Annotated in this window: 25 protein-coding genes and 1 other RNA gene; 15 read left to right on the forward strand and 11 right to left on the reverse strand. The window is 50.6% G+C overall.

All coding sequences use genetic code 11. The features are described 5' to 3' along the window. Positions 1-63: 63 nt before the first annotated feature. Positions 64-936 carry a LysR family transcriptional regulator gene (locus BD_RS16980; RefSeq protein WP_011166023.1) on the forward strand — a complete coding sequence of 291 codons (873 nt, stop codon included), beginning with the start codon at positions 64-66 and terminating at the stop codon, positions 934-936. Positions 937-1,360: 424 nt separating this feature from the next. Then, positions 1,361-1,663, forward strand: coding sequence for a hypothetical protein (locus BD_RS16985; RefSeq protein ID WP_011166024.1), 303 nt, complete (start codon positions 1,361-1,363; stop codon positions 1,661-1,663). Positions 1,664-1,678: 15 nt separating this feature from the next. On the opposite strand, the gene BD_RS16990 is transcribed toward BD_RS16985, so the two are convergent. After that, a complete protein-coding gene (locus tag BD_RS16990; protein WP_011166025.1) occupies positions 1,679-2,257 on the reverse strand; it encodes an NAD(P)H-dependent oxidoreductase in 579 nt (192 codons plus the stop codon). Next, a complete protein-coding gene (locus tag BD_RS16995) occupies positions 2,254-2,700 on the reverse strand; it encodes a DoxX family protein (RefSeq protein ID WP_011166026.1) in 447 nt (148 codons plus the stop codon). The genes BD_RS16990 and BD_RS16995 overlap by 4 nt, the downstream gene beginning before the upstream one ends. Positions 2,701-2,764: 64 nt before the next feature. On the opposite strand from BD_RS16995, the gene BD_RS17000 reads away from it, so the two are divergent. Then, entirely contained in the window at positions 2,765-3,367 is a 603-nt protein-coding gene (locus BD_RS17000; protein WP_038450251.1) for a TetR/AcrR family transcriptional regulator, read from the forward strand. A 29-nt stretch (positions 3,368-3,396) separates the two neighbouring features. Here BD_RS17000 and BD_RS17005 read toward each other — a convergent pair whose 3' ends face one another. Genes BD_RS17005 through BD_RS17015 form a run of 3 tightly spaced genes read right to left on the reverse strand, consistent with a single transcriptional unit; the run spans position 3,397 to position 5,982 of the window. Then, a complete protein-coding gene (locus tag BD_RS17005; protein WP_011166028.1) occupies positions 3,397-4,239 on the reverse strand; it encodes a hypothetical protein in 843 nt (280 codons plus the stop codon). A 4-nt stretch (positions 4,240-4,243) separates the two neighbouring features. After that, a complete protein-coding gene (locus tag BD_RS17010; RefSeq protein ID WP_011166029.1) occupies positions 4,244-5,110 on the reverse strand; it encodes a DUF4423 domain-containing protein in 867 nt (288 codons plus the stop codon). A gap of 17 nt (positions 5,111-5,127) precedes the next feature. Beyond that, positions 5,128-5,982, reverse strand: coding sequence for a DUF4382 domain-containing protein (locus tag BD_RS17015; RefSeq protein WP_011166030.1), 855 nt, complete (start codon positions 5,980-5,982; stop codon positions 5,128-5,130). A gap of 361 nt (positions 5,983-6,343) precedes the next feature. Here BD_RS17015 and BD_RS17020 point away from each other — a divergent pair, with 361 nt between their 5' ends. Continuing rightward, positions 6,344-7,573 (forward strand): NADP-dependent isocitrate dehydrogenase, encoded by a 1,230-nt coding sequence (locus BD_RS17020; protein WP_011166031.1) that lies wholly within the window; start codon positions 6,344-6,346, stop codon positions 7,571-7,573. Positions 7,574-7,628: 55 nt separating this feature from the next. Here the strand turns inward: BD_RS17020 and BD_RS17025 are convergent, their stop codons facing one another. The 3 genes from BD_RS17025 to BD_RS17035 form a co-directional block, all read right to left on the reverse strand. Further along, on the reverse strand, positions 7,629-10,370 hold the full coding sequence (locus tag BD_RS17025) for a hypothetical protein (RefSeq protein ID WP_011166032.1): 2,742 nt from the start codon (positions 10,368-10,370) through the stop codon (positions 7,629-7,631). Beyond that, the gene (locus BD_RS17030) at positions 10,367-11,584 is read right to left on the reverse strand and encodes a hypothetical protein (RefSeq protein ID WP_231839219.1); all 1,218 of its coding nucleotides are present in this window, start codon (positions 11,582-11,584) and stop codon (positions 10,367-10,369) included. Before BD_RS17030 ends, BD_RS17025 begins: the two co-directional genes overlap by 4 nt. A 148-nt stretch (positions 11,585-11,732) precedes the next feature. Next, positions 11,733-12,488, reverse strand: a complete 756-nt coding sequence (locus BD_RS17035; protein ID WP_041583657.1) for a hypothetical protein — start codon at positions 12,486-12,488, stop codon at positions 11,733-11,735. Positions 12,489-12,717: 229 nt separating this feature from the next. On the opposite strand from BD_RS17035, the gene BD_RS17040 reads away from it, so the two are divergent. After that, complete coding sequence (locus tag BD_RS17040; protein ID WP_011166035.1) at positions 12,718-13,287, forward strand: lipocalin family protein; 570 nt, start codon at positions 12,718-12,720, stop codon at positions 13,285-13,287. On the opposite strand, the gene BD_RS17045 is transcribed toward BD_RS17040, so the two are convergent. Both BD_RS17045 and BD_RS17050 read right to left on the reverse strand, forming a co-directional pair. After that, positions 13,256-14,191, reverse strand: coding sequence for a hypothetical protein (locus BD_RS17045; RefSeq protein ID WP_041583658.1), 936 nt, complete (start codon positions 14,189-14,191; stop codon positions 13,256-13,258). The genes BD_RS17040 and BD_RS17045 overlap by 32 nt on opposite strands. Positions 14,192-14,247: 56 nt before the next feature. Further along, on the reverse strand, positions 14,248-14,613 hold the full coding sequence (locus tag BD_RS17050; RefSeq protein ID WP_157865737.1) for a hypothetical protein: 366 nt from the start codon (positions 14,611-14,613) through the stop codon (positions 14,248-14,250). A 470-nt stretch (positions 14,614-15,083) separates the two neighbouring features. Here BD_RS17050 and ffs point away from each other — a divergent pair. The 10 genes from ffs to BD_RS17095 all read left to right on the forward strand — a co-directional run bounded on the left by ffs (position 15,084) and on the right by BD_RS17095 (position 22,190). Continuing rightward, positions 15,084-15,182: signal recognition particle sRNA small type (gene ffs / locus BD_RS18110), an RNA gene on the forward strand. A gap of 35 nt (positions 15,183-15,217) precedes the next feature. Then, complete coding sequence (gene dnaX, locus BD_RS17055) at positions 15,218-17,035, forward strand: DNA polymerase III subunit gamma/tau (RefSeq protein WP_038452018.1); 1,818 nt, start codon at positions 15,218-15,220, stop codon at positions 17,033-17,035. A 13-nt stretch (positions 17,036-17,048) separates the two neighbouring features. After that, on the forward strand, positions 17,049-17,372 hold the full coding sequence (locus tag BD_RS17060; protein WP_011166039.1) for a YbaB/EbfC family nucleoid-associated protein: 324 nt from the start codon (positions 17,049-17,051) through the stop codon (positions 17,370-17,372). 58 nt (positions 17,373-17,430) lie between these two features. Beyond that, a complete protein-coding gene (gene recR / locus BD_RS17065; protein ID WP_011166040.1) occupies positions 17,431-18,045 on the forward strand; it encodes a recombination mediator RecR in 615 nt (204 codons plus the stop codon). After that, entirely contained in the window at positions 18,045-18,638 is a 594-nt protein-coding gene (mglA, locus tag BD_RS17070) for a GTPase MglA (protein WP_011166041.1), read from the forward strand. Before recR ends, mglA begins: the two co-directional genes overlap by 1 nt. A 105-nt stretch (positions 18,639-18,743) precedes the next feature. Further along, on the forward strand, positions 18,744-19,709 hold the full coding sequence (gene nadA, locus BD_RS17075) for a quinolinate synthase NadA (protein ID WP_011166042.1): 966 nt from the start codon (positions 18,744-18,746) through the stop codon (positions 19,707-19,709). 7 nt (positions 19,710-19,716) lie between these two features. Next, a complete protein-coding gene (locus BD_RS17080; RefSeq protein WP_011166043.1) occupies positions 19,717-20,253 on the forward strand; it encodes a 4'-phosphopantetheinyl transferase superfamily protein in 537 nt (178 codons plus the stop codon). A gap of 70 nt (positions 20,254-20,323) precedes the next feature. Then, positions 20,324-20,716: a hypothetical protein gene (locus BD_RS17085; RefSeq protein WP_011166044.1), complete on the forward strand. Its 393-nt coding sequence runs from the start codon at positions 20,324-20,326 to the stop codon at positions 20,714-20,716. 118 nt (positions 20,717-20,834) lie between these two features. Beyond that, positions 20,835-21,584 (forward strand): M48 family metalloprotease, encoded by a 750-nt coding sequence (locus tag BD_RS17090; RefSeq protein ID WP_011166045.1) that lies wholly within the window; start codon positions 20,835-20,837, stop codon positions 21,582-21,584. Between the two features lie 117 nt (positions 21,585-21,701). Next, positions 21,702-22,190, forward strand: coding sequence for a hypothetical protein (locus BD_RS17095; protein WP_011166046.1), 489 nt, complete (start codon positions 21,702-21,704; stop codon positions 22,188-22,190). A gap of 74 nt (positions 22,191-22,264) precedes the next feature. On the opposite strand, the gene BD_RS17100 is transcribed toward BD_RS17095, so the two are convergent. After that, positions 22,265-22,900, reverse strand: a complete 636-nt coding sequence (locus tag BD_RS17100) for a hypothetical protein (protein WP_038450270.1) — start codon at positions 22,898-22,900, stop codon at positions 22,265-22,267. Positions 22,901-22,911 lie beyond the last annotated feature (11 nt).

Here is a 22,911-nt window from a genome sequence, read left to right on the forward strand (position 1 = left end):
GCGAAATTATTTTCAAACAAAGTATTTGTATAATTCATATATTTCATTTTACTATGATTTTAAATGAGTTTACTGAGCCCTTCCCTTGAAGCTTTCTGGGCCGTCGTCCAAAAGGGCACGGTCCTGGAAGCTGCTAAAATGGTAAATCTCACCCAGACAGGGGTGACCCAACGAATCCGGAGCTTGGAAAAGCAACTGGGTGTGACGCTGTTCACCCGCTCCCGTAAAGGCATGCGTCTGACCCAGGAAGGGGAATCCCTTCTGCGCTATGTCCAGGTGGCCCGCGATCTCGAAGGGGACACCCTGTCTAAAATTTCCGGCAAAAAAGAATCCAGCTTCTTTGAAGTCTGTATCAGTGGAACTTCCACGCTGATGCGTTCGCGGATCATCCCTAAAGCCAGCTTGGTGATGAAAAAGAATCCGAAGCTGCGTGTGCGCTTTGATATCACCGACACCGACAGTGTTTTAGGAAAACTAAAAACCGGCTTTGCCCAGATTGGGGCTTTGCCCGCAAATCAAGTGGGGCTGGAACTGGATTCCAAAACGCTCGCGCCGGAACGATATGTTCTGGTGGGAACTTCGGCGTGGAAGAAAAGAACGCTCGATGATATTTTAGCCAACGAGCCCATCATTGATTTTGATCCTCAAGATACGGTGACACTGGATCTGTTAAAGAAGTACAAACTTGCCGGAAAAGCGCAGAAATTGCGTAACTATGCCAACAACATCGATGCGCTGACCTACATGCTGCAACAGGGACTGGGGTATTCCACTCTGACCGAAGAATTCGCGCGGCCTTATATAAAAGATGGCAGTCTTTGTCTTCTTGCGAGTGATTTGCATCTGGATTATTCCGTGGCGCTTGCATGGTATCCACGCACAGAAATGCCGCCGTATTTCAAACAACTTGTCGAATCTCTGACAAAGAAAACGTAATTCCGCATTTAAGTTCCAACTTGGAACTGACTCTGCTCAATGATTTCAAAAAATTTAGTTTACTTTTTCAGCATCTTCGCGGATATTTGAAATCACTCTATTGAAAGGAGGCCATCAATGAAATTGATGAACATTAATAAATCCAATCACCACGGATCCGCAGTCATCGGGATGGCCTCTGATATCCAATCATAGGTACTCAGATTCAATCCCACGACAATTGAACTGCCATTCTAAGAATTAAAACGCTTTGCTGCGTCTGATTCTCAGATCTTAACCCAAAACAATTTTTTTCAGTCCTACAGGCGCCTTCGCATGGGGCGATTCGTCTGATGGTCTGAAATTTCAACTCTTGCATCCGCACGGTCAAAACGGCCTTTTGCCACCGCGCTTTGCAAGCATCATTAATCCTGAGGAGGAAGCTATGAACGCTCTAATGCGTAAAAAGAAAGAATGGGAATTCCAAAACGAACGATACTTTATGAGTCTCGTCGAAACCTCAGCTGATGTTTCTGTTGAAAGCGTGAAAAAGGCCGGTCAAGTAACAAGCTTCCTTCTGTACCTCGCGTACAAATCCACAAGGATGATGCTTGCATTGGCGTCTTGGACGATCAATGGACCGAAACTAGTGCGCTATTCAAATCCTGAAAAGTCTTTCGAGACTTTGGAGACAGAAATCATGCTGTTGGAAACCCGCTTACAAAACCCTTTCAGTCTGCAAAGGTAATCGGTGGAAGGGGGCTTAAATCCCCTTCTTTCCCAATTCGTAAGTTTTTTGCAGGAAGGCCTCAATCTGTGGGGCCTTTCTGTTTTTCACTTCATCAAACTGTGTGACCTTCACCGGTTTCACGCCACAGAATTCCAAAACAGTGGTTTTCATCATATGAATCGCCGGATTCCAGTTCACAAATTTGTTCCACCACCACGGTGCATCCGTCGTGATGATCAGCCTGCCGGTGCGGCCTTTTAATAGACGATCCCAGAACGGATTGTTCTTGTGGTATTTAAAAGCAAAACCCGGCAGTAGCACCCGATCCAGAAAGCCTTTTAACAAAGCCGGCACTGTTCCCCACCAGATGGGATAAACGATCGCGATGTGCTCAGACCACAGGATGTCTTTTTGAATTTGCACAAGATCTGGCTCTAGCTCCTGAATCTGCAAATAGCCCTTATGCAGGATCGGATCAAACTGCAAACGCGACAGATGCACAAGCTTCACGTCAAAGCCTGATTCCTTTGCGCCATCAAAATATTTCTGTGCTAAAGATCCACAAAGGGCAGCCTCATTGGGGTGGCCATTCAGGATCAAAATCTTTTTCATGCAACACCTCCGATATACAAAGCCACAATGAATGCGATCTGAACCAACCCTCGCTGCAAAACCGACAAAGGCTTGGCTCCCCGGAAACGGATGTCATGCTTGGCGGCGTAATAGTTGGCCGGGAACACCAGAATCAGAAATACGATCAGAGCTTTGGCAGCAAAACGGCGTGTGACAGGATCTGCCAGATCAATAGCCCCCAGAATTTCCAGCGCTCCGGTCACATAGACCAAAAGCATTTTTGCCGGAAACACGGCCGGAATCATTTTCACAAACTCATGGCGAAGCGGCGTAAAGTGGCTAACCCCGGCAAAGAAAAAGACCTGAATCATGATCCACAATGGGACCTCATTCCAGGTGGCCAGCAGCCCGCCGGCTTTGGCCGCCAGTGCTAACAGGGAAAAAACGACCAACATTCGATAAAAGGCATTGAGCTTCTTCATGTTTACAATGTTAACATTAATGTGACCATTGTAAACATAGAAAGTGCGTGCTAGTCTTTATTTCATGGCTAAGACATATCATCATGGTGACCTTAAAACGGCCGCCATTAAAAAGACCGTTGAAATCATTCAAAAAAAAGGCGAAGCCGATTTTACCTTGCGTGAGATCGCCCAAAGCCTCAAAGTGAGCCACACCGCTGTTTACCGCCATTTTAAATCCAAGCAGGATCTGCTGTCCCATATCGCCGAAGAAGGTTTTCATAATCTGAATCAGGCCTTCAGCACTGAAATCGCCAAAGCGCGCAGTCCCCGTCAGAAGCTTTCCGCCTTGGGGCGCGCTTACATTGAGTTTGCCCTTTCCCATAGCGGCCACTATCGCAGCATGTTTCACCAGGAACTTCGCTGCGCCAAAGATCAGCGTCCCGAGCTGGAAGAAGTCGGCCTGCGTTCGTTCTCTATTTTGGTGGAATGCCTGCAAGAGGGAATGAAATCCCAGGTCTTCAGAAAGACCGACGCCCTGATCGCCGCTCGCTCCGTCTGGTCTGGCATTCATGGGTTTTCTGTATTGATGATCGATGGGCAGTTTCAAAGCCTGCAAAGCAGAACCTCGGTGGCCGAGGCGATCGAACAGCACCTGGCATTCCTGGAGCGTTCACTGCTAAAATAGAAAAAGGGTCTTTCGACCCTTTTATCAGACTATTTTACCGTGTCGTCACTGTCACCCAAGTCATCATCCCCGTCATCGTCCCGCCCCACATTGGACTCGGACTCAAGACCCTTGGTAAAGCAGGTGTAAATATCCGAAGCTGAGGCATCAATCAGCGGGCATGGATTAACAGCAGCAAAACGATTCTGCTCATCAATCACTGTGTCACTGGAAATGCCGGACAAATCGATTTTCTTAAACAGATTCGCAATCTGAATGCTCATCAGAATACTGGAGTTCTCGGACAACGAGACACCGTTGGAGCCACCCAGCTCATACTCATAACCCTCGCGACTGGAGATCGAGAAGGCATGTCCATTGACCGTACCATTCCAGTAGATACTTTTATTGAGCATCTGCGCCGGAGCCGCCGCTGGAAGCGTGTCCGTATTATGAAGCTGCATTTTTATCCGACGCAGAGTTGAGGTGCCAATTCGAGCCTGCCCAAAGGATTCTGGCTGCGAAGTCAAAAGATCGACAACGAAAGGTCCTTCGAAACTGATCTCGTCCCCGTCCACTTCATCCTGACCGGCGACCTCTGTGGCTTTAAATTCCACTTCCTTCACGGCAATCCACGCGTGGCTGAGTGTGACCACAAGCCCCCCGGAATCCTGAAGAGCCGGTGGAGGCAAGGCCATCGCCGGCTTCAGCAAAAACTCCAGCCAAGGTAGACGGAATCGTGACGACTGCGCTGTCAGCGTCGCTGGCGCGGAAGACGCCGTCAGCTTAAAGCTGACCAAAGGATTCCCCGTACTGGTGCCACCCTTGCTGCTTTGCTGACAGGAGGTCAGCATAAGGGCGGCGCCTGTGATGGCAGTTAAAACTAATTTCATATCTTTATTCTCCCACACTTCCGTCTTTTACAGAGGAATTTTGCGTCAACGGGAAGGCCGTCAACTCAATGTGATATACTTCCATACCCTTTTGAACTGTGGAATTTTCCACACGCTCCAGGTCATTCAAGGCCTTTTTTAGAATTCCCTGCACCAGTTCGAACTGATCACGGGTGATCGCCGTCGTGTGCCCCAAAAGAAGTCGGTCCGCCCGGGGGACCTCTTCGATAGACACCTTGGCCCAGTCGAGCATCTGGCGATGAAACTCCCCTAACGAGATCTTAAAGACCCCTTCGTGACAGTCCAGCTGCTTTTGCACGACGAGATATTTTCCATCGGCATTCTTTTCAATAAATTTGAACTGGACCAGGAAAGCCAAGGCCTCCTCAATTTCCTTCTGGGAAATCCGGCCCCGCAGTCTGTCCTGAATCCAGGCCGGGTCTTCTTTAAAATCCGCTGTGTTCACCAGCTCTCTGATCGCGACATAGTACCAGCGACTCAAATACTGATGCACTTCCAGTTCCAACTGATGTGATTCCCGATAGTCTTTCAGCCTTTGCAGCTCGGTCAGAGCCTTCACACGGTCCTTTGGATCTTCAGATTCTGCAATCACCTGAAGAAGCTCCAGGTATCTGGCCTCTTTGGGTGTCAACATCAGATGGGGCAGCAGCTTTACAAAGGATCTCTTGCTGAGCTTTCTCTTGCGGGAAAAACACATAGGCAGGTAGCCGGAGGCCATCCCGGCCTCCTTTGCCACCTGACGAAGACTGAATCCTTTTTCTCGAACCTTGAGATAGTCTATCCAGTCTATCAAAAATTCCAGGTAGTCATGATATTCCTGTATCAAAGGTTTCTTAACTACCGTCGCCATAACAATTCCTTGCTGAATTAGTCTTCCACTTCATCTTCATGCTCTTCGATCTCGCAGTCACCATCATCGTCTTTTCCGAGCTTGCCGGCGGCTTCAAGACCTTTGCGGAAGCATGTGTACAAATCCTGCGCTGAAGAGTCGATGAGCGGACAAAGATTCACACCCGCGACTCTGTTGCTCGAAGTGATATTCACGTTGGAGGTCACCCCCGACAGATCTATCATTTTGAACAAATCAGCCAGCTTGATCGCCATCAGAACATTCGACGATTCGCCAAGATTGATACCACCCGCACCGCTGATCTTAAATTCGGTGCCGTCATCCGCCGAATAAGTCAGCTGGTTGCCCGCCACAGTCGCTTCAAAATAGATGCTGTTTCCGGCCAGCCCCATGGGTGCCTCTGCCGGCAGAACGGCGTCTTTCTCTAACTTCATTTTGATGCGGCGATAGACTCCCGCCGGAACCTCTGCAACCCCAAACGATGTCGGTGCGGCAGAAAGAAGATCCACAACAAAAGGCCCGCTGAACTCGATGCTGTCTTCAGCCCCGTCGTCCTCAGCGGAACTGACTTGTTCTGTCATCTCGAGCTCCACCTCTTTCACCACCACCCAGGCCTTGGACAGGGTCACATTCGCTCCTGACGCATCCGTCATCGCTGGAGCTGGTAACGCCATGGCCGCTGGCATAAACAGATTAAGCCATGGATGCTCAATCTTGTACTTGGCAATGGTCGATGCCTGCGAAGACCCTGTCATGGTCAGAGCCGTGGAAACCGTCCCGGACGAAGCCGTCTGCTGGGAACAGCCCACCATACTCAATGCGGCAAATCCTGCTATCACTGTCTTTACTGTCTTTACTGTCTTGCTATTCATAGTCCCTCCCTGTTAAAGAATCCGACATCCTGTCTGTGATGAATCTTCGGGTTGAATCGGTATCGAACTGCAATCTGAAATCAGGATACTTTACTTATCGCCATTCTCCACAAAAAGTTCACAAGTGTGATCATTTTAATTTTCGTGTTCAGTATTTATCTAGTTAAATTGTATACTTATGATCAATAAAATAGCGTCTCATCGCGGGATCAATTGATTTTGTGATCATCTCACCCCGAGACCCGAGGCCCTCAACCAGCCCCGACTTTGCCTTTTGATGCCCTGTTTTTCTTTGTCATCGCGGCAGGGGCATTCTATATTTTCAGGGCTTCTATAATCCAATCACAAAGGACACCGACTTATGAAAAAAATCAAAGTTGCCAATCCCGTCGTTGAACTCGACGGCGATGAAATGACAAGAATCATCTGGAAATTCATCAAACAACAATTGATCCTTCCATACCTTGATATCGACATTAAGTACTATGACCTGGGCATGGAGCATCGTGATGCTACCAACGACCAAGTAACTGTTGACGCTGCGGAAGCGATCAAAAAGTACAACGTGGGTATCAAATGCGCGACGATCACTCCTGACGAAGCTCGCGTAAAAGAATTCAACCTGAAACAAATGTGGAAGTCCCCGAACGGCACTATCCGTAACATTTTGGATGGTACTGTATTCCGTGAACCCATCATCTGCAAAAACGTTCCACGTCTGGTTCCTAACTGGACAGCTCCCATCTGCATCGGTCGTCACGCTTTCGGCGACCAGTACCGTGCAACTGATTTCGTAACCAAAGGCAAAGGCAAGCTGACTGTGACTTTCCAGCCTGAGAACGGTGGAGAAACGATCACTCACGAAGTTTACAACTTCAAAGGCGATGGCGTTGCTTTGACTATGTACAACACTGACGAATCCATCACCGGTTTCGCACGTTCTTGCTTCAACCAGGCGTTGACCAAGAAATGGCCGTTGTACCTTTCCACTAAAAATACCATCCTGAAAAAATACGATGGTCGCTTCAAAGACATCTTCGAAGAGATCTATCAAAAAGAATTCAAAGCGAAGTTCGATGCTGCTGGCATCACTTACGAGCACCGCCTGATCGACGACATGGTTGCTTCCGCTTTGAAATGGAATGGTAACTTCGTATGGGCATGTAAGAACTACGACGGCGACGTTCAGTCCGATACAGTAGCTCAAGGCTTCGGTTCTTTGGGTCTGATGACTTCCGTATTGGTCACTCCAGACGGTAAGACTATGGAATCTGAAGCAGCTCACGGCACAGTGACTCGTCACTACCGTCAGCACCAGCAAGGCAAACCAACTTCCACGAACCCAATCGCTTCCATCTTTGCATGGACTCGCGGTCTTGAGCACCGTGGTAACCTGGATAACAACCAGGAGCTTGTGAAGTTCGCTCAGACTTTGGAAAAAGTCTGCGTTGAGACTGTTGAAGCTGGCTTCATGACCAAAGACCTTGCCGTTTGCATCTATGGCGACAAAGTTCCAGCTGACAAGTACATGAACACGGAGCCGTTCCTGGCGAAGTTGGATGAGAACTTGAAAAAAGCTCTTTCCATGTAATTGATTTGTCCTAAATGACAAAATGAAAGAGGAGCCCCGCAAGGCTCCTCTTTTTTTATTTCTGCAGCGTCAGTCGGCGCACTTGTTTTTGCACGCTTTCATCCACTGCCATCGGAGTCACCTCAAGATAGGCCTCTACGACTTTATCCTGAAGAACCATCAGGCGTTTCATGTTGCCGGTGTATTCAATTTCCCCGGCCGTGACTTCTTCGGCTGAAGGCATGCGGGTTTCATAAACGCCGTTTTTATCCTGCCAGGACAGAATCACATATTGCTCTTTCACGTTGCCAGCAGCGTCCTTCACATCCTTCACCTGCAGTTTTCCGTGGAAATCCAGACCCAGAGTGAATTCCAGCGCCTTGATATTCTTTGCGGCCAGAGCTGTCGCATAGTGAGTGCGAAGGCCTTCAACTGGAATGCGCTGGCGGATCACGAACTTCAACAGGTTTTTGCTGAACATGCTGTTGCGGCGAATCGCACACAGAAGTCCTTGTGTCGGATCATCGTGCTTGCTGCAATCCGTTTTCCCCGTGAGCTTCCCCCACCTGTCTGCAAGGCCTGGCAACAGAGGCTCCCCGACCATCAAAGCTTCCTGGGCGATGGCGGAATTCACCAGCGCCAGTGCGTTTTTCAGCCAGTATTGAGAGCGATTCCAGCTGATGTTATAGCGTTCTTTCAGAACTGATGGATCTCCTTTTAAGGCCAACCAATCAGCCTTGTCATAGGAAAGAATCGGATGCAGAACCAGCAGACTTTCCACGTAGCGCTCAAGGCCTTCGGTGGAAATCAGATTCTTCAGATCATAATTGCCGGCATCAAATGCCGGCCTCTCGGAGCGATTGGCATAACCCACCTTGCGCACCAAAGCTTCAACATTCGCCGCCGGCAGATGCAGACCCGTGGAATAAACCGGATATCTGATGATGTCCTGATCTTTCAACGCCTCCCACAGCGGGGCATACATATCCTCATAGAAGTTCGCAAGTTCATCCGCTTTCTGATTGGCCACCAGCTGAATTGGATTTTCCAAAGCTTCTGCTCTTCCAAAGGCGCGGGTCATGCTTTTCTGGCAGGTTTCAAAGGTGGATTCACCCGCGGAACGAACGAACTCCACCAGCGAGCCTTTGTTCTTCAGTGCATTTTTTAGAAGCTCTTTGGTGACATCACCCGTGGCAACACTTCCCAGACGATAGGACTTTGTCGTGTCACCATTGAGGCTGACGCCGAACTGAACCATCTTTTCACAGGCAGCGATTTCGGTATGCAGAAGAATTCTTTGCGATTCAATTTGCTGAACAACCAGGGACTTGATCGAACGCAGTTCTGCCATCTGCTGAACGTGGTAGGACTCGACCATCACCGCAAGATCGCGGATCATGACCATGGTTTCCATCTGCATTTCAAGCATCTGCTTTTGCATGCGCTTGATTTCAGCCAAATCACGTTTAATCTCTTTCATGTCCGCGGCCATTTGCGCGTCAAGGCCACCACCGCCCAAAGCTGCGCCCAACAAGGCCGGACCGGGACCGCCAGCCATCATACTCATGGCACTGATCAATCCGCCGGAAGAATAAGCCTTCATCACCGCCTGTCCAATGTTGATTGCCGATGTCACCGTGCGAGCTGTGTCGATGGCTTTTCGAATGCCCGGATCCAGATTAACCCCCAGAGTGACTGCGATCTTTTCAGTCGCATTCAAAATATTATCCAGGCGTCCCGCCGCAGAAGCGGCACTGCTGACGAAGATCTCTACATTTTTATTGATGGATTGCGGCTCACTCAAAGGCCCATTCCCAGAACCTGTTTGCAGGTTTCCGGTCAAAGCATCATTCATCAGACGCAGGGTTTCGACCCGGGTTGCCGGACGGAACTCAAGATCCCAACGGCCTTTTTTAATGTCATTACCAAGACCCTCCAGCGCCCCACGCGCGGCCTGCAAGTCTTGGTTCATTTGTTTGCGGTTGTCGTGAATGACCTGGACCAAAGAAGCCGCTTCACGCACTTTCGCGGCGACTTCGATCACCTCGCGCGCTTTGCGGATGAAATCCTGCACGCTTGGGTTTTTGACCAACTGATCCACAACGGCACCGGCAACCAACCCGATCACCACTAATTTGGTGTTGTCATCATCGTGAAAGTTATAAGCCGACAGGATCTTGTCGTAGTTCTTCAGAATCTCAACAGTCTTTTCGATGGCTTCCGCCCGAGGGGATCTTGCCGCTTGTGCCAGCTTCTTCTGATCTTCAGGACTGAGCTGCTGAATGTAGTGCGGCGCCAGTTCCTGCGCCACTTTCTGGGCACGGTCAGAGTAAGTCTTTAACAAGCTTTGCATCGCTTCGTTCTGGCGCTGAATCTGCAAAGTCAGATTAAAATCATCATGAATACCCTTGGCACTGAAAGACATCTGATTGTAACGATAGTTCACTGTGTAGCTCAGAACCGCCGGATCATTTTTGAAGCCCAGAGTCTGCAGCATGTAAATGCTCTTGGCCATCTGGCGGTCTTTTTCAAAAGCCGTAAGAACATTTGAGTCTGCAGGATAAGAGCGCAGATAAGATTCGCGCTGGGCTGAATTTAGATAAGGCACCAACAAACGCGCCAGCGCCGGGTTGGGCTGGGCTCCGGCCGCCATCTGCTCCCAGAATGGGAAAAACGCCGCCGAACTTTCCGACTTGCCTTTCTCGTCTTGATTGTCACCCTGAGTACGGATGATCTCCCGCACGGTTTCTTTCTGTGGCGCACAGGCTGATAGAATCATCATCGCACTTACCGTTGTGGAAATTAGTTTTCTATTCATTGCACACCTCCGACATTTTGTTCGCGAGTCACACAGGAAGTTCCGCTGTCCAACAAGGTCACACACAACTCACCCAAAGCGCCCACTGCGCCGGGCTTGCCTTGAGCACCCACGGGGCCTTCTTGACCATTGGCACCAGCTTTTGCCTTTTTGCACATACGAGCGGGAGCTCCGGCATCACCACCGGCTCCGCCTGGCTGACCTTTGCCTCCAGGGCCACCAACTCCAGGCAATCCAGGAAAGAACAAAGCTTGATATCTGAAGAGTTTGGCTTTCTTCACGGTTAGATAAAGCGAGCCGGAGGAACCTCCCGGGAAGCCATCAAAGCCAGTGCCGCCCTGAACACCGTTCGTACCCGTCGCACCATCCGTCGGCTGGGAGATACAGATCGGACGATCGCCCCCTTCACGGCGGGGACCGACAGCAATAAAGTCAAATTCACCTGGGCGACCCGCAGCCGCTTTCGCTGGAGGAACCTGAGTTGCATCCACGCCTTTTTCACCCTGAGCTCCGGGATGACCGTGCATTTGAAACACAAAAGTGCCGTTTGCAAATCCGGCATTCACAATCAGTCGACCGCCCCCTTTGCCAGGAGCCTTGTAAGTCACAGAGTGTTCAAGTTCTTGTTCATCAAAAGTCTTGATACGCGCCACAAGGTCGCTGTGAATTTCTTCGGCATCAATTTGCAGATCACGCCCTTCAGTTATTAAAGAACCTTCAGATCCGAAGGACAGCTTGCCCAACATCAGTCGGTTTGAATCAAACTGATAGTCTGAGATTCTGACTTGTTCCTTGATTTCAAGATCTTTCAGCAAGCGCACTTCATGCACCAGCTGCCCGCGATTTGTTTGAATAACGTATTTATAATGCCAAGGACGAAGATTTGATTTCTGATTCGTCGGGCGATCGATCACATCCGCCCCCTGAACAGGAACATCCACTGAATAACCCGTATGCATATCCAGTCTTTTAACGGAATCAATACCAAAGCTGCTGTTGTCTTTGACGATCTTCACCAGCAATGCTGTCCCGCCAGTTTCACGCTCTGCCGTCACCGAAACACTGACGTCAGGATCCGCATCCGACTTTGGATCCGGTATCTGCGGAGTTTCACCCTGAACTGTGCCTTGGGGGGCTTTTTGAGAGTCCGACCCTGGCTGGCAGCCCGCCAGAAACAGAACCATGGGAACGATCAAGAAATAATGTGGCTTCATGAATATCTCCTTTTCTTCGCAAAAGGGAGATATCAAGTCCCGGGCCAGCCTCGAAAACCCGTCAGATCAAATTAAAACGCCGAAGACTTGCCTCGGCGTCCGGTCCGTCCCTGAATTTGGACGGACAATCTGGAATGCAGGATTCAAATTAGTTGCAGCTTTTGCCCCAGGTGTTGGCGGTTCTGTCACCCACACCGATATGCAAAGAGGCGCTGCCATAGTGACCAATCGCACGCAGGCGCTTGGCTTTGCGCATTTTACAAAGTTCACGGAAGGCACGGTCGGCTTCACTGTTGCTGGAAAAACGAACGTCGATGGAAGTTCCATACGGGTGACGGCCGGCAGCCCCGCCCACGTTTTTGTTGTAGGGTTCAGGTCTCCACCAGTTGTAGATCTGGCTGATCTTGATCCCTTTGGCGGAAAGATCCTGAAGGATGCGAACGCCCTCGATAGGGTACTTCCAGGTGCCTTCAACCGGGTGAATCAGATTGTGCGCCTGAGATGAACCATAGGTGCACTTGAAAGTGTTGGAGCTGCGCGGGTTCGGACGAACAAGCTCATCACACCAGGAGGATCCGTTTGTTTCTTTGGAGCACTTCTGCAGAAACTCTTCTTTTTTGGACAGACCCAGGTTCACTTGTTTCTTTTGTGATGTTGAAGCTTTCACACAACCCAGCGCCTGAATATCTTCACTGATGGCTTCACTAATGTCGTTGTGAATGTGATCGGCAATATCGTGACTGTCTTCGGCCGTGGTGTCTGTTGGGTCGGTGATATTCTGGGAATCATTTTGTTCTGAAGAAGTGCTGGAATAGTTCTGGAAGTCTTCCGATCCCCCCTGGCATCCGATAAGAGGCAAGCCCAGAGCGACGATCATGGCGATAGCGTGATTCTTAATTTTCATCTGATCTCCTTCATTGCGTTTTCGCAAGGAAGTGTCAGCCTACAATGCTTACATATTTTTCATAGACAGGACCCCCACCTTCTGGAGGAAGGGGCAGTAAAAAGCGAGGGAGTTTTAGGTCACGAATGCGGATTCAGAGAATACTCTAAAAGCAGATTTGTCTTTTAGCACTGGACCCACCATTCCAAGACCAAAAGAAGTATAAATGATCAAACACCAAGGAGTTTTCATGAAGCACCTGCTGCTGTCCGTTTTGCTATTCTCTTCTACGAGCTTCGCCTTTGCGCAGGATCTGCCTGTTGTAGACCAGGTGGACATCCCCCGCTATATGGGAAAGTGGCACGAGATCGCCTCGATCCCCCAGTCTTTTCAAAAACAGTGTGTCAGCAACACCACGGCCGAATATGAATTACTGACCGACACCAACGAAGTGAAAGTTTTGAATTCATGTCAGACTGAAAAAGGTGATCGCAGCCAGTCCGAGGGCCGCGCGAAAGTGACCGACCCCACGACGAACGCAAAACTGAAAGTCACCTTCGTGAAAATTGGAGATCGCTGGATTTATATTTTCGGAGGGAAGTACTGGATCATTCGTCTGGATGAAAACTATCAATTCGCTATCGTGGGCCACCCTAGCCGCGACTATGGCTGGATTTTGTCCCGCACTCCGGATCTGCCGGCGGCGACTTTGAAGGACCTGACAAGCTTCCTTCAGGAAAAAGGCTATGATCCGTGCAAGTTCCTAACAACCCCGCAGGACGGCGGCCTTACCGAGAAAAAGCCTCTGTGCCAACTGTAGGCAGCACACTTTCAAGCTCGCGAATCAGGTTCTGATTGGCGAGCTCCCACTCGGGTTCTTCTTCCGACTCCAGATCCTGCGCCAACACTCTTAAGATGCAGAATAAAATCCAGTCAGACATTTCCTGGGATTGATCAGCATTTTGCGGCCACAGGTGCTTCCCCACGAACGCTCTGGCCGGAGAAAGTTTCACGTGGTCCTCGGACAACAGATGTTCCCACTTGGGATCCGGCTGCGAAGAGAAATCCCGCAGACGGATGTAGTTGTACTGAAAGTCATCCAGCCCGTCGTGATACAAAGCCTTCACCATCGCCTGGCGATCCTGAAAATGATAAACCGCCAGCACATCGGCAAAGAATTCGGCATAAGCAGCCATGCGGGAACTGATCAAGCGAAACTGCGGTGAATACACCAGATTCGTCGAATCCCCAACAAACGAAACGTCGCTGGCACCCTTTAAGATCGCAAGCTTTCGCGCCGAAAGCTGATCCAGCTTGGAAAAAAGATCAGCAAACTCAGGACCGGCGGTCGTTCGCAGGTGTTCATGAAAAATCGCATGCCCGTATTCGTGAGCCGCGCTGGTGTACAAGTTTGAAAGATGAGTCTCATACTTGCGCCCGTACTTGCCATAAAACACCATACGATAGGGCACCTGCACAATGTGACCGTTGTCAAAACTGGCATTGTCGGAAGGACCGCCAATCACAAGATTCACAGCCGCAGAGGAATTAAAGGTCACCGCCATTTGATTGAAGATGTCTGACAGAGATTTCGCCAGCGCGCAGTCTTCGTGTTCAAGAAACACCACTTCACGCACAACCCCGGTGACACCGTCACAGGATACCGAAGTGACGGCCTGAGCCGGCAAAGAGGATAAAAGCAGAGAAATAAAAAAGCCCAACATGCCCCGAAATATAGACACGTTGAGCTTGATTCGAAATAGGTGTGGAAAGAATTACCCTATTTTACCTTAACTTTAATCTTGGCGTTGGTTTTGGAGCGGCAAGTGGATTCCATCGCAACGGTGGAGCACTCCATTTTTCCGCAGCTCAGGGTCAAGACACGGTTTTCTTTATTCAGATCTTTGATTTCGGCTTTCCAGTCGGCGCAGGCTTTTTTCCAGTTCACACGGGCTTCTTTCAGAAGTGGAGCTGCATCGCCTTCGACTTCGTCTTCGCTTTGGATGACTTCGTATTCGTTTTGGGTTTTAGAGCCTTTTTTGATTTCGATGGTGGTGTCACCATCAGCCGGGATGTCTTTCACGCCGACGGATTGAGCAAAAGCAAAGGAGCTGATCAGGGACAGGGAAAGGATCAATTTCATCATAGGTTTCACCTCGGTAAGTTGAATAATCCTCGCGCAAGGATTGAGGAACAGCAAGCAACGACCCACCCCAACAATTCCCAGTTAACCCTCCCCTCACTCCCACCCCTCTCCCGGGGGCAAGGGGCAAAGCCCCAAAAGGGGGGAAAGGGGCCAAGCCCCAAAAAAGCGGCGCCGAAGGCCAGCCAGAAAAACCGCGGCGCCCGCAGGGCCAGCCAACAATCCCCCAAAGCACCACCGCCCAGTTACCCCATTCCCCCGTATTTTCGCTAACTTCGGGTATTTCAGTTAGTTTGGGAGGGGAACCCCCGAAGGAGGGCCTCTGGCGGGGCCACGATGGCCCGAACCGGGGCCCCGCCCCGGCGCCAGCAGAGCCCGGACGGCGTGCCCGATTAACGGGGTTCCCAAACTAACTGAAATGCGCGGCGAGTTATCGAATGTAATCCCCCCACCAATGGGATACATCCAGCGGTGGCCGGGTCCCATACAATAGCTCTCTTGACGAATCCCGCTAGGTCCGGAAGGAAGCAACGGCACTCGAGGGACTATGTGATATGGGGTGCTCGGCCACTTTTTTTTCCTGTTTCATGATCTTGAGGGGTGGATTTTGTCTTATCAGGTGATTGCACGCAAATGGCGTCCCCAATCATTTACCGACGTTGTCGGGCAAAATCATATTACCCAAACACTTTCCAATGCTCTTAAAAACGGTCGCTTGCCTCACGCCCTGCTTTTCACAGGTCCGCGTGGTACAGGAAAAACTTCTTCTGCCCGTATCCTTGCCAAAGCTCTTCGCTGTCCGAATGCCCAGAACTTTGTTCCGTGCAATGACTGCTATTCGTGCAACGAGATCGCGGGCGGTTCCAGCATTGACGTGATCGAGATCGATGGAGCTTCCAACAACGGTGTGGATGCGATCCGTGAACTTCGCGACACTGTGGCTTTCATGCCTTCCAGTGGAAAATACAAAATCTATATCATCGACGAAGTGCACATGCTTTCCACCAGCGCCTTCAACGCCCTGTTGAAGACATTGGAAGAGCCGCCGGCTCACGTGGTGTTCATCATGGCCACCACCGAAGTGCACAAGATCCCGCAGACGATTCTGTCCCGCTGTCAGCGTTTTGATTTCCGCCGTATCTCCACCCGCTCTATCACCGAACGCCTGAAACTGATCTGTGATCGCGAAGGCGTGACGGCGGATGATGAGGCTTTGTGGGTGGTGGCTCGTCAAGGTGACGGATCCATGCGTGACTCGCAAAGTTTGCTGGATCAGGTGATCACTTTTGCCAACGGTCCTTTAACCCGCGCCAGTGTGGTTGAAATCCTGGGTCTGACGGACCGGGCTTTGCTTTTTGAAACTTTGAACGCCCTGATTGATCGCAACTCTCAGGCGGTTTTGAAAGTGATTGAGAAAATCGCTGCGGCCGGTTTTGAGCCGCACTTGTATTCTCAGGATCTTTTGGAAATGATCCGCAACCTGCTTCTGATCAAAGTATCTGAAGCCCAAGCCAGTCAGATTCTGGAAATGCCGGACTCTGAACTGCAGGCTTTGAGCGAAATGGCTCAGCGTCTGCCGGAAGAAGACATTCACATGCTCTTCGACATGGCTTTGAAGGGGGGCTCGGACATTCCGCGCGCCCAGGACCCTCGCATTGTACTTGAAGTGACTTTGCTGCGCATGGCTTCTGCTCCCAAACTTGTGGATCTGAAGACTTTGTTGCAAGGCGGAGCTATCCCCTCTCACAGCGCAGGTGGGGCCAGGCCCTACGTTCCGCCGGTAAGCCTTCCCGTAAAAGGACATGATCGCATCGAAGAATCCCAGAAGGTTCTGGATGGACCGACCGGTCTTGAGGCGATGAAGGCAGCACTGAACAAAGCTTCTTCCGCGGCCTCTTCCCTGAAATCAAATCCCGCACCAGCGGCAAAGCCTGCGGCGACCGCACCGGCCGCTCCGGTTCCGGCAGCTCAACCAACTCCGGTTGTTGAAAGCAAACCGAAAATTGCCTCTGGTTCCACCTCTAAAGAGCGCTGGGTGAACTTTGTTGAACTGCTTCGTCAGGACGACGCTTTGTTTGCAGCGAAAGTGGAAAATTTACTGTTTGTTAAGGAAGAGGGAAAGCTGATCAGCCTTGGCGTTCCTGTGAAATTGGCCTTTCTGAAAGACCAAATGGCTGACGCCCAAGTGCGCAAAAAACTACAGGGATTTATTGATTCGTACTGGGGTGCTGGGTATTCTTTTGAAGTATTGATGAGTCGTGATCAGGTCGGCGAATCCGCCCAAGCCATCCAGCAGAAAAAAGTGCAGATGGCCGAAGAGGATCTGCGCAACAAGATCATTGAAAACCCGATGGTTAAAGCCGCTCAAACCGTGTTCAAGGGACAGATCAAGTCCATCGTTGAACTGAACAAGCGCGGCCACTAAAAAAGGAGATTTTATGAAGGGTATGCCCGGCGGAATGGCCCAGCTGATGAAGCAAGCCAACCAAATGCAGATGAAAATGAAGAAAGCCCAGGAAGAACTTGCAAAAGTTGAGTACGAAGCAACTTCCGGTGGCGGCGCTGTAAAAGTAAAAGTGAACGGCGACCACTTGATCACGGCATTGACCATCGACCCTGAAGTTTTGAAAGCTGGCGATGTTGAGATGCTTCAGGACATGATCCTGTCTGCAACCAACGAAGCAGTTAAAACAGCCCGTGATACTTCCGCTAAAGAAATGGAAAAAATCACTGGCGGCCTAAATATCCCAGGAATGTTCTAAGGCTGGCCTGCGGCCACAGTGCTGAGGGCGCCACGGGCGTCCGAAGCTGGAGTAGTAAGTGTTACATATTTCTGCCCTTGAAAAATTAGTCCACGAGTTGAGCCGTCTGCCTGGTATCGGGCCGAAGACTGCTCAGCGTCTGGCTTATTACATTCTGCGCACCGGGAACGAATACCCGGAGCGTTTGAGTGAGGCGCTTTTGCGCGTCAAGGCTGAAGTTCACGACTGCCCAACCTGCTTCAACTACACCGACACGGATATCTGCCGCTATTGTGAGGATTCTCACCGTTCGGATGAATCCATCTGTGTGGTTGAAGAACCCTCCGACATCATGAGAATTGAATCTTCGGGCGCATTCCGTGGCCGCTACCATGTTTTGCATGGGGCGATTTCCCCACTGGAAGGCATCGGTCCCAAAGAATTGAAAATCAAAGAGCTGATCGACCGTGTTGAAGACGGTTTGAGCGGCACAGGTCCTGCGATCAAGGAAATCATCCTTGCATTGGATGCAGACCTTGAGGGCGACACCACCATTTTGTACCTGGCAAAGCAGCTGCAGGGCAAAGGCTTGAAACTTTCTCGCATTGCCCATGGAGTTCCTATTGGCAGCGACATCGATTTCGTAGATGATAGAACGATGGGTCGCGCCCTGCAAAACCGCGTGGAGCTGTAATGTCCTTTATTAACTACAATGCCAAAGAAATTCACTGCAAAGTCGTGTACTACGGCCCCTCCCTGGGCGGTAAAACCACGAACATCCAGTGGGTTTACCAAAAAACAGCGGAGGACCAAAAATCCAAGCTGGTGGCATTGAATACGGACATCGAGCGCACCCTGTTCTTTGACTTCCTGCCATTGAACGTCGGCGACATCCGTGGTTTTAAAACCCGCTTCCACCTGTACACCGTTCCAGGTCAGGTTGTTTACGATGCTTCCCGCAAGCTGATCCTGAAAGGATTGGATGGTGTGATATTCGTGGCGGACTCCCAAATTGAACGTATGGATGAAAACTTAGAGTCCCTGCGCAATCTGGAAAGAAATCTGGAACAACAAGGCTACGACATCCGGGAAATCCCGCTGATCATGCAGTACAACAAGCGTGATTTGCCGAACGTGGCGTCCCTGGCAGAGCTTAGAAGTGCTCTGAACCCTTATAACGCCCCTGAAATCGAGGGCTGCGCTTCTGAAGGCCGTGGCGTCTTTGAATCGCTTAAAACCGTTTCCAAATCCATTATCAACGTTCTAAAAGGCGGAACGACTCTGTAAAACTTGGCCGTCATGGCTGGGCTTTTGTGGGGTTGCATTTCGTTCTCTTCGTGCTATATGAGGCCCATCTGTATTCATTTGGGTTACAATAGGCCCGAGGTAGATATGTCTTATGATATTGCTGCTGATATTCAGCGCCTGAAAAAAGAAAAAAACGCCGTCATTCTGGCTCACTATTATGAAGATGGTGATATCCAGGATATCGCCGACTATGTCGGTGACAGCTTCTATCTGGCGAAGATGGGCCAACAGGTACAGCAAGACACCATCCTGCTGGCCGGTGTTGTGTTCATGGCTGAAAGCGTGAAGATCCTAAATCCCACCAAAACAGTTTTGGTTCCGGACATGGAAGCCAGCTGTTCTCTTGTCAAAGGCGCGCCTTACGATCAGTACCTGGCGTGGCGCCGCCAGCACCCGGACGGGATTGCGGTGACCTACATTAATTCCAGCGCGGAAGTGAAATCCATTTCTGATGTGATCATCACTTCTTCCAATGCTCAGCAGATCGTTGAATCCATTCCGAAAGACCGCAAGATCTTGTTCGGACCGGATCAGCACCTGGGTCGCTGGTTGATGAAAAAACTAAATCGTGAATTTGTCCTGTGGCCAGGGGCGTGCGAAGTGCACGTGCTGTTCAATGCCCGCAAACTTCACGAACTGATCGCCCAACACCCGGATGCGGTGGTGATTGCGCACCCTGAGTGCGATGAATCCGTGTTGCAGTATGCTTCTGTGGCAGGCTCCACTTCCCGTTTGCTGGAAGAGGTTCAGAAAAACCCGGCGAAGAAATTCATCGTGGCCACTGAAACTGGTATTTTCCACCAGATGCAAAAACTTCGTCCGGACGTGACGCTGATTCAAGCGCCGGTTCTGGATGCCGGTTGTTCTTGCAACAACTGCCCGTACATGAAGATGAACAACATGGAAAAGATCAAACACGCTTTGGAAACATTCCAGCCGCAAGTGGGCCTGGATGAGGCATTGCGCCTGAAAGCCAAGGTGTCTTTGGATCGCATGATGGACATCACCAGCGGCAAACCTGTCAGCTGGCCTGCGGAATTCACGGTTTAATTCTTTTATGGACTCTTTGGTTGTATCTGAAAAACTGACAGAGTCCGCGCGAAAGCTTCTTCAGTCTCCGGGTTTGCAAATTCATGCCCGCCCGGAATGGGGAAGCCACAATCCCGCACATCGCGACCTGATCCGTGCGGAAATTCAAAAACTGCTTCCTGAAAACTGGCACTCTTCCACTTCCCACACGGAAGGCTTGGGTGTCATCATTCTTTCGGCTTCGCCAATTGGTGTGGATGTCGAAGTCACCGAGCGTGTGACTGACAAAACCGTGGCCCGCGTGTCGTCACAAGAAGAACTGGCGGCGGCCCCGAGTGCGGCGGCCTTGTGGTGTGCGAAAGAGGCGTGTTTTAAGGCGCTTCGTTCGTATGATCAGCCGTCGGTGATCTCTAAAATTTCTATAGGGGCGTGGGAAAATATAGATTCTCATACTGAGACATTCTGTCTTTTAAACCCTGAAGCGTTTAATTCCTCCTCTGAAAACAGGGGTGTCGTGATGAAAATTTCCACCTGGAGTTTGGCCTTTTTTATTTTTCCCTCTTAACTTTGGTCGAGTCCTGCCGAAGAGTTTATTAACCGACGCTAATGCAGTTTGTTTTTAAGGTAGGTGAAAAATGGGAAGTTCAAAATACAACCGCAGAGTGGCTCCAAGGACCGAAGTCTCTCCCATTCATATTTCGTATCTCACTTCACTGGATGACTTTGCAAAAATCGCAAAGAACAGTGAGATTGTCGAAGCCTCTTCCACCGGACTTTTGCTTCTGGTGAAGCGCGAGGATCTGATTCCATCAGCCCTGCGCAAGACGCTGACGCTGGATTGCCTGATTGGCGACCGGGTGTTCATGCATCTGGAAGAAATGAATCTTGAAATCTCTGGCGTGATTACACGCACGCAGCTTCTGGGCAAGAAAGGCTTCTATGTGGCTGTGGACTACAGCGACGAGGCTCCGGAATACTGGCGTGAGTGCCTGATGGATCTCTTGCCCCGTCCGGGCGAGCTTGATTAAAACACCACGAAAACCACCAGTCGCGGGGTCGAAAGATCCCGCGACTCTTTTTTGCAATCTTTTCAGCCAAATGCCATTTGATTGGCCGGTCCCTTAAACGCCCTTTAAGATCCCGCCCATGAAACTTTGGCTGTTCACCCTGACATTCCTGGCAGTGCTGGTTCCGTCCCACGTGGCGGTTCAGCGCGTGTTGTGCCCGGCTCTTTTGCCGGTCAATGCCAGCGCCTCTGTCATCGAAGGACTTTCCGAAGATCAGCTGAACCAGCTGCTGGCGCTTTTCCAAAAGTCTTATCCCGATATCGATTTTCAATCCAGTTGGTACAACGACACCATCAATGCCCAGGCTTTGCGTTTTGACGAGTCAAAACTGATCATCGTCTATGGCGGTTTGGTGCGTGAATCCACCACCACGCCTGACAGCTTGGCGTTGATGATCTGCCATGAGGTCGGTCACCACAAAGGGGGTGCGCCTTATTTCAGAGATGCCGATGGCCGGGACACCTGGGCTTCGGCTGAAGGCGCTGCGGATTATTATTCCATTCGTGGCTGCTTCACGCGCATTGCTTCGATGATGAAGACCCCGGCAGCGCGCCTGTCGGAACGCGATGAAGCCTTGCTGGAACAAACCTGTGCTAATTCCGCAAAGCCCACCGTGTGCCGTCGCGCCTTGCAGTCCGGCGCCCTGATGGCGAAATTGCAGTGGAATGTCTTTCCCAACAATCAGCCCGTTCCCGCTCTGGATGCCGAAGACAGCAATGTTCCGGCGACCACCTTGCTGGGATATCCAAGCCCGCAATGCCGCTTGGATACTTTCCGCGCCAGCGCTTTGCTGCAAGAACGCCCGTCTTGCTGGTACCGCCCTCTTTAAGGCATCAGGTGTCTTATATTTTGACAGCTCCGTTTCTTCAGATCGAAGCAGGATTATTTTAAACAGGTACAGGCCTTGCTTTAGAGAAGAACTCGAATCAACCAAGGAGTCTGTTCCATGAAGATCGCCGCCACGTCCCTGCTGTTTTGCTCTTTGCTTCTAAGTGCCCTTTCCGCCTCGGCGGGCATGACCAGCGGGACCATCGGGGTGAGTCTGACCATCGTGGAGGCCGGCCGTCTTTCCTCAGACGTCACCAGCGAACCTTCCCAGCTTCGTGATATCAAAGCCCTCAGCATTCTGACGGAAGCCAAAGATGGCGCGGTGGTGGATGTGTACATCAATCGCCAACTGATCACTTCCGTGCGCTCACAAAAAGGTGTCGTGAACTTTGAGCTGAATTGGACATCCGAAGACAAAATGAATCTGGAACTGAGATCCGGCGGCAAGGTGCTTGAGCCGTTGCAGACTGCCTATATCACTCCAAGCACGACGATGATTCCGAAGATGTCGTCCCAAGCGTATCAGCGCCAGGTGCAGGTCACCAATGACGATGGAACTCAAAGCACCAAGACGATTGAAGTGAAGACCGTGGTGGTTGAATACTAAGTGGTTATTGGAAATTAGAAATTGGATTTAGGAATGAAATAAAAAACCCCGCTATGTTGGCGGGGTTTTTCTTTTTATAGATCTGAGAATGGTGGCAATCCGATTTCTGAAACCAGCACTACTGAATAGTGTGGAGGCAGGAACCAGCTCAGGGCTTCGGCGATGCCCTGGTGCTCTTTGGTTGGGGGATTACCCAACGCTTCCAAAGAGAAAGCCAGATCGTAGTGTTTGCGGTCCTGGCTCATCACCAGAATGCGTGGGCGCAGAACACCCTGATCGCGGAAGAATTCTTTCAGAATATTGCGAACGTACTGAGGCAGATAGTGTGGTGCCGGTGGACCTGCGTGCAGACCCTGACCTTTTTCCATTTCCACGGTGCCTACCGGAGACTGAGCAGCCTCTTGATAGAAACGGCCGGTTTCTTTGAAGCTCCAAAGCATGCCGTAAGTGAAAACATAGTCAGGATAAGACTTCATCGGATTCACAACCAAGCCCACACCTTTGGTGGCGGCCCATTGCATGATTTTGTTTGCGGGCTCTGTTGCTTCCGCACCGGTCTCCACCAGCAGATAAGGCCAGCCGTCCGGTCCTTGTTGAGGGACTTCGTGGATCAGCTTGACGTTGCCTTGAGTGACCGCCATGAAAAAGTCGATCTCCCACTGATGGTCACGTTGTTCATCGGGGGTGTTTACGATTTCAATCAGGTTCATAGTCACTCCTA

It is taken from the genome of Bdellovibrio bacteriovorus HD100, from assembly GCF_000196175.1.
GTDB classification, from domain to species: Bacteria; Bdellovibrionota; Bdellovibrionia; order Bdellovibrionales; family Bdellovibrionaceae; genus Bdellovibrio; species Bdellovibrio bacteriovorus.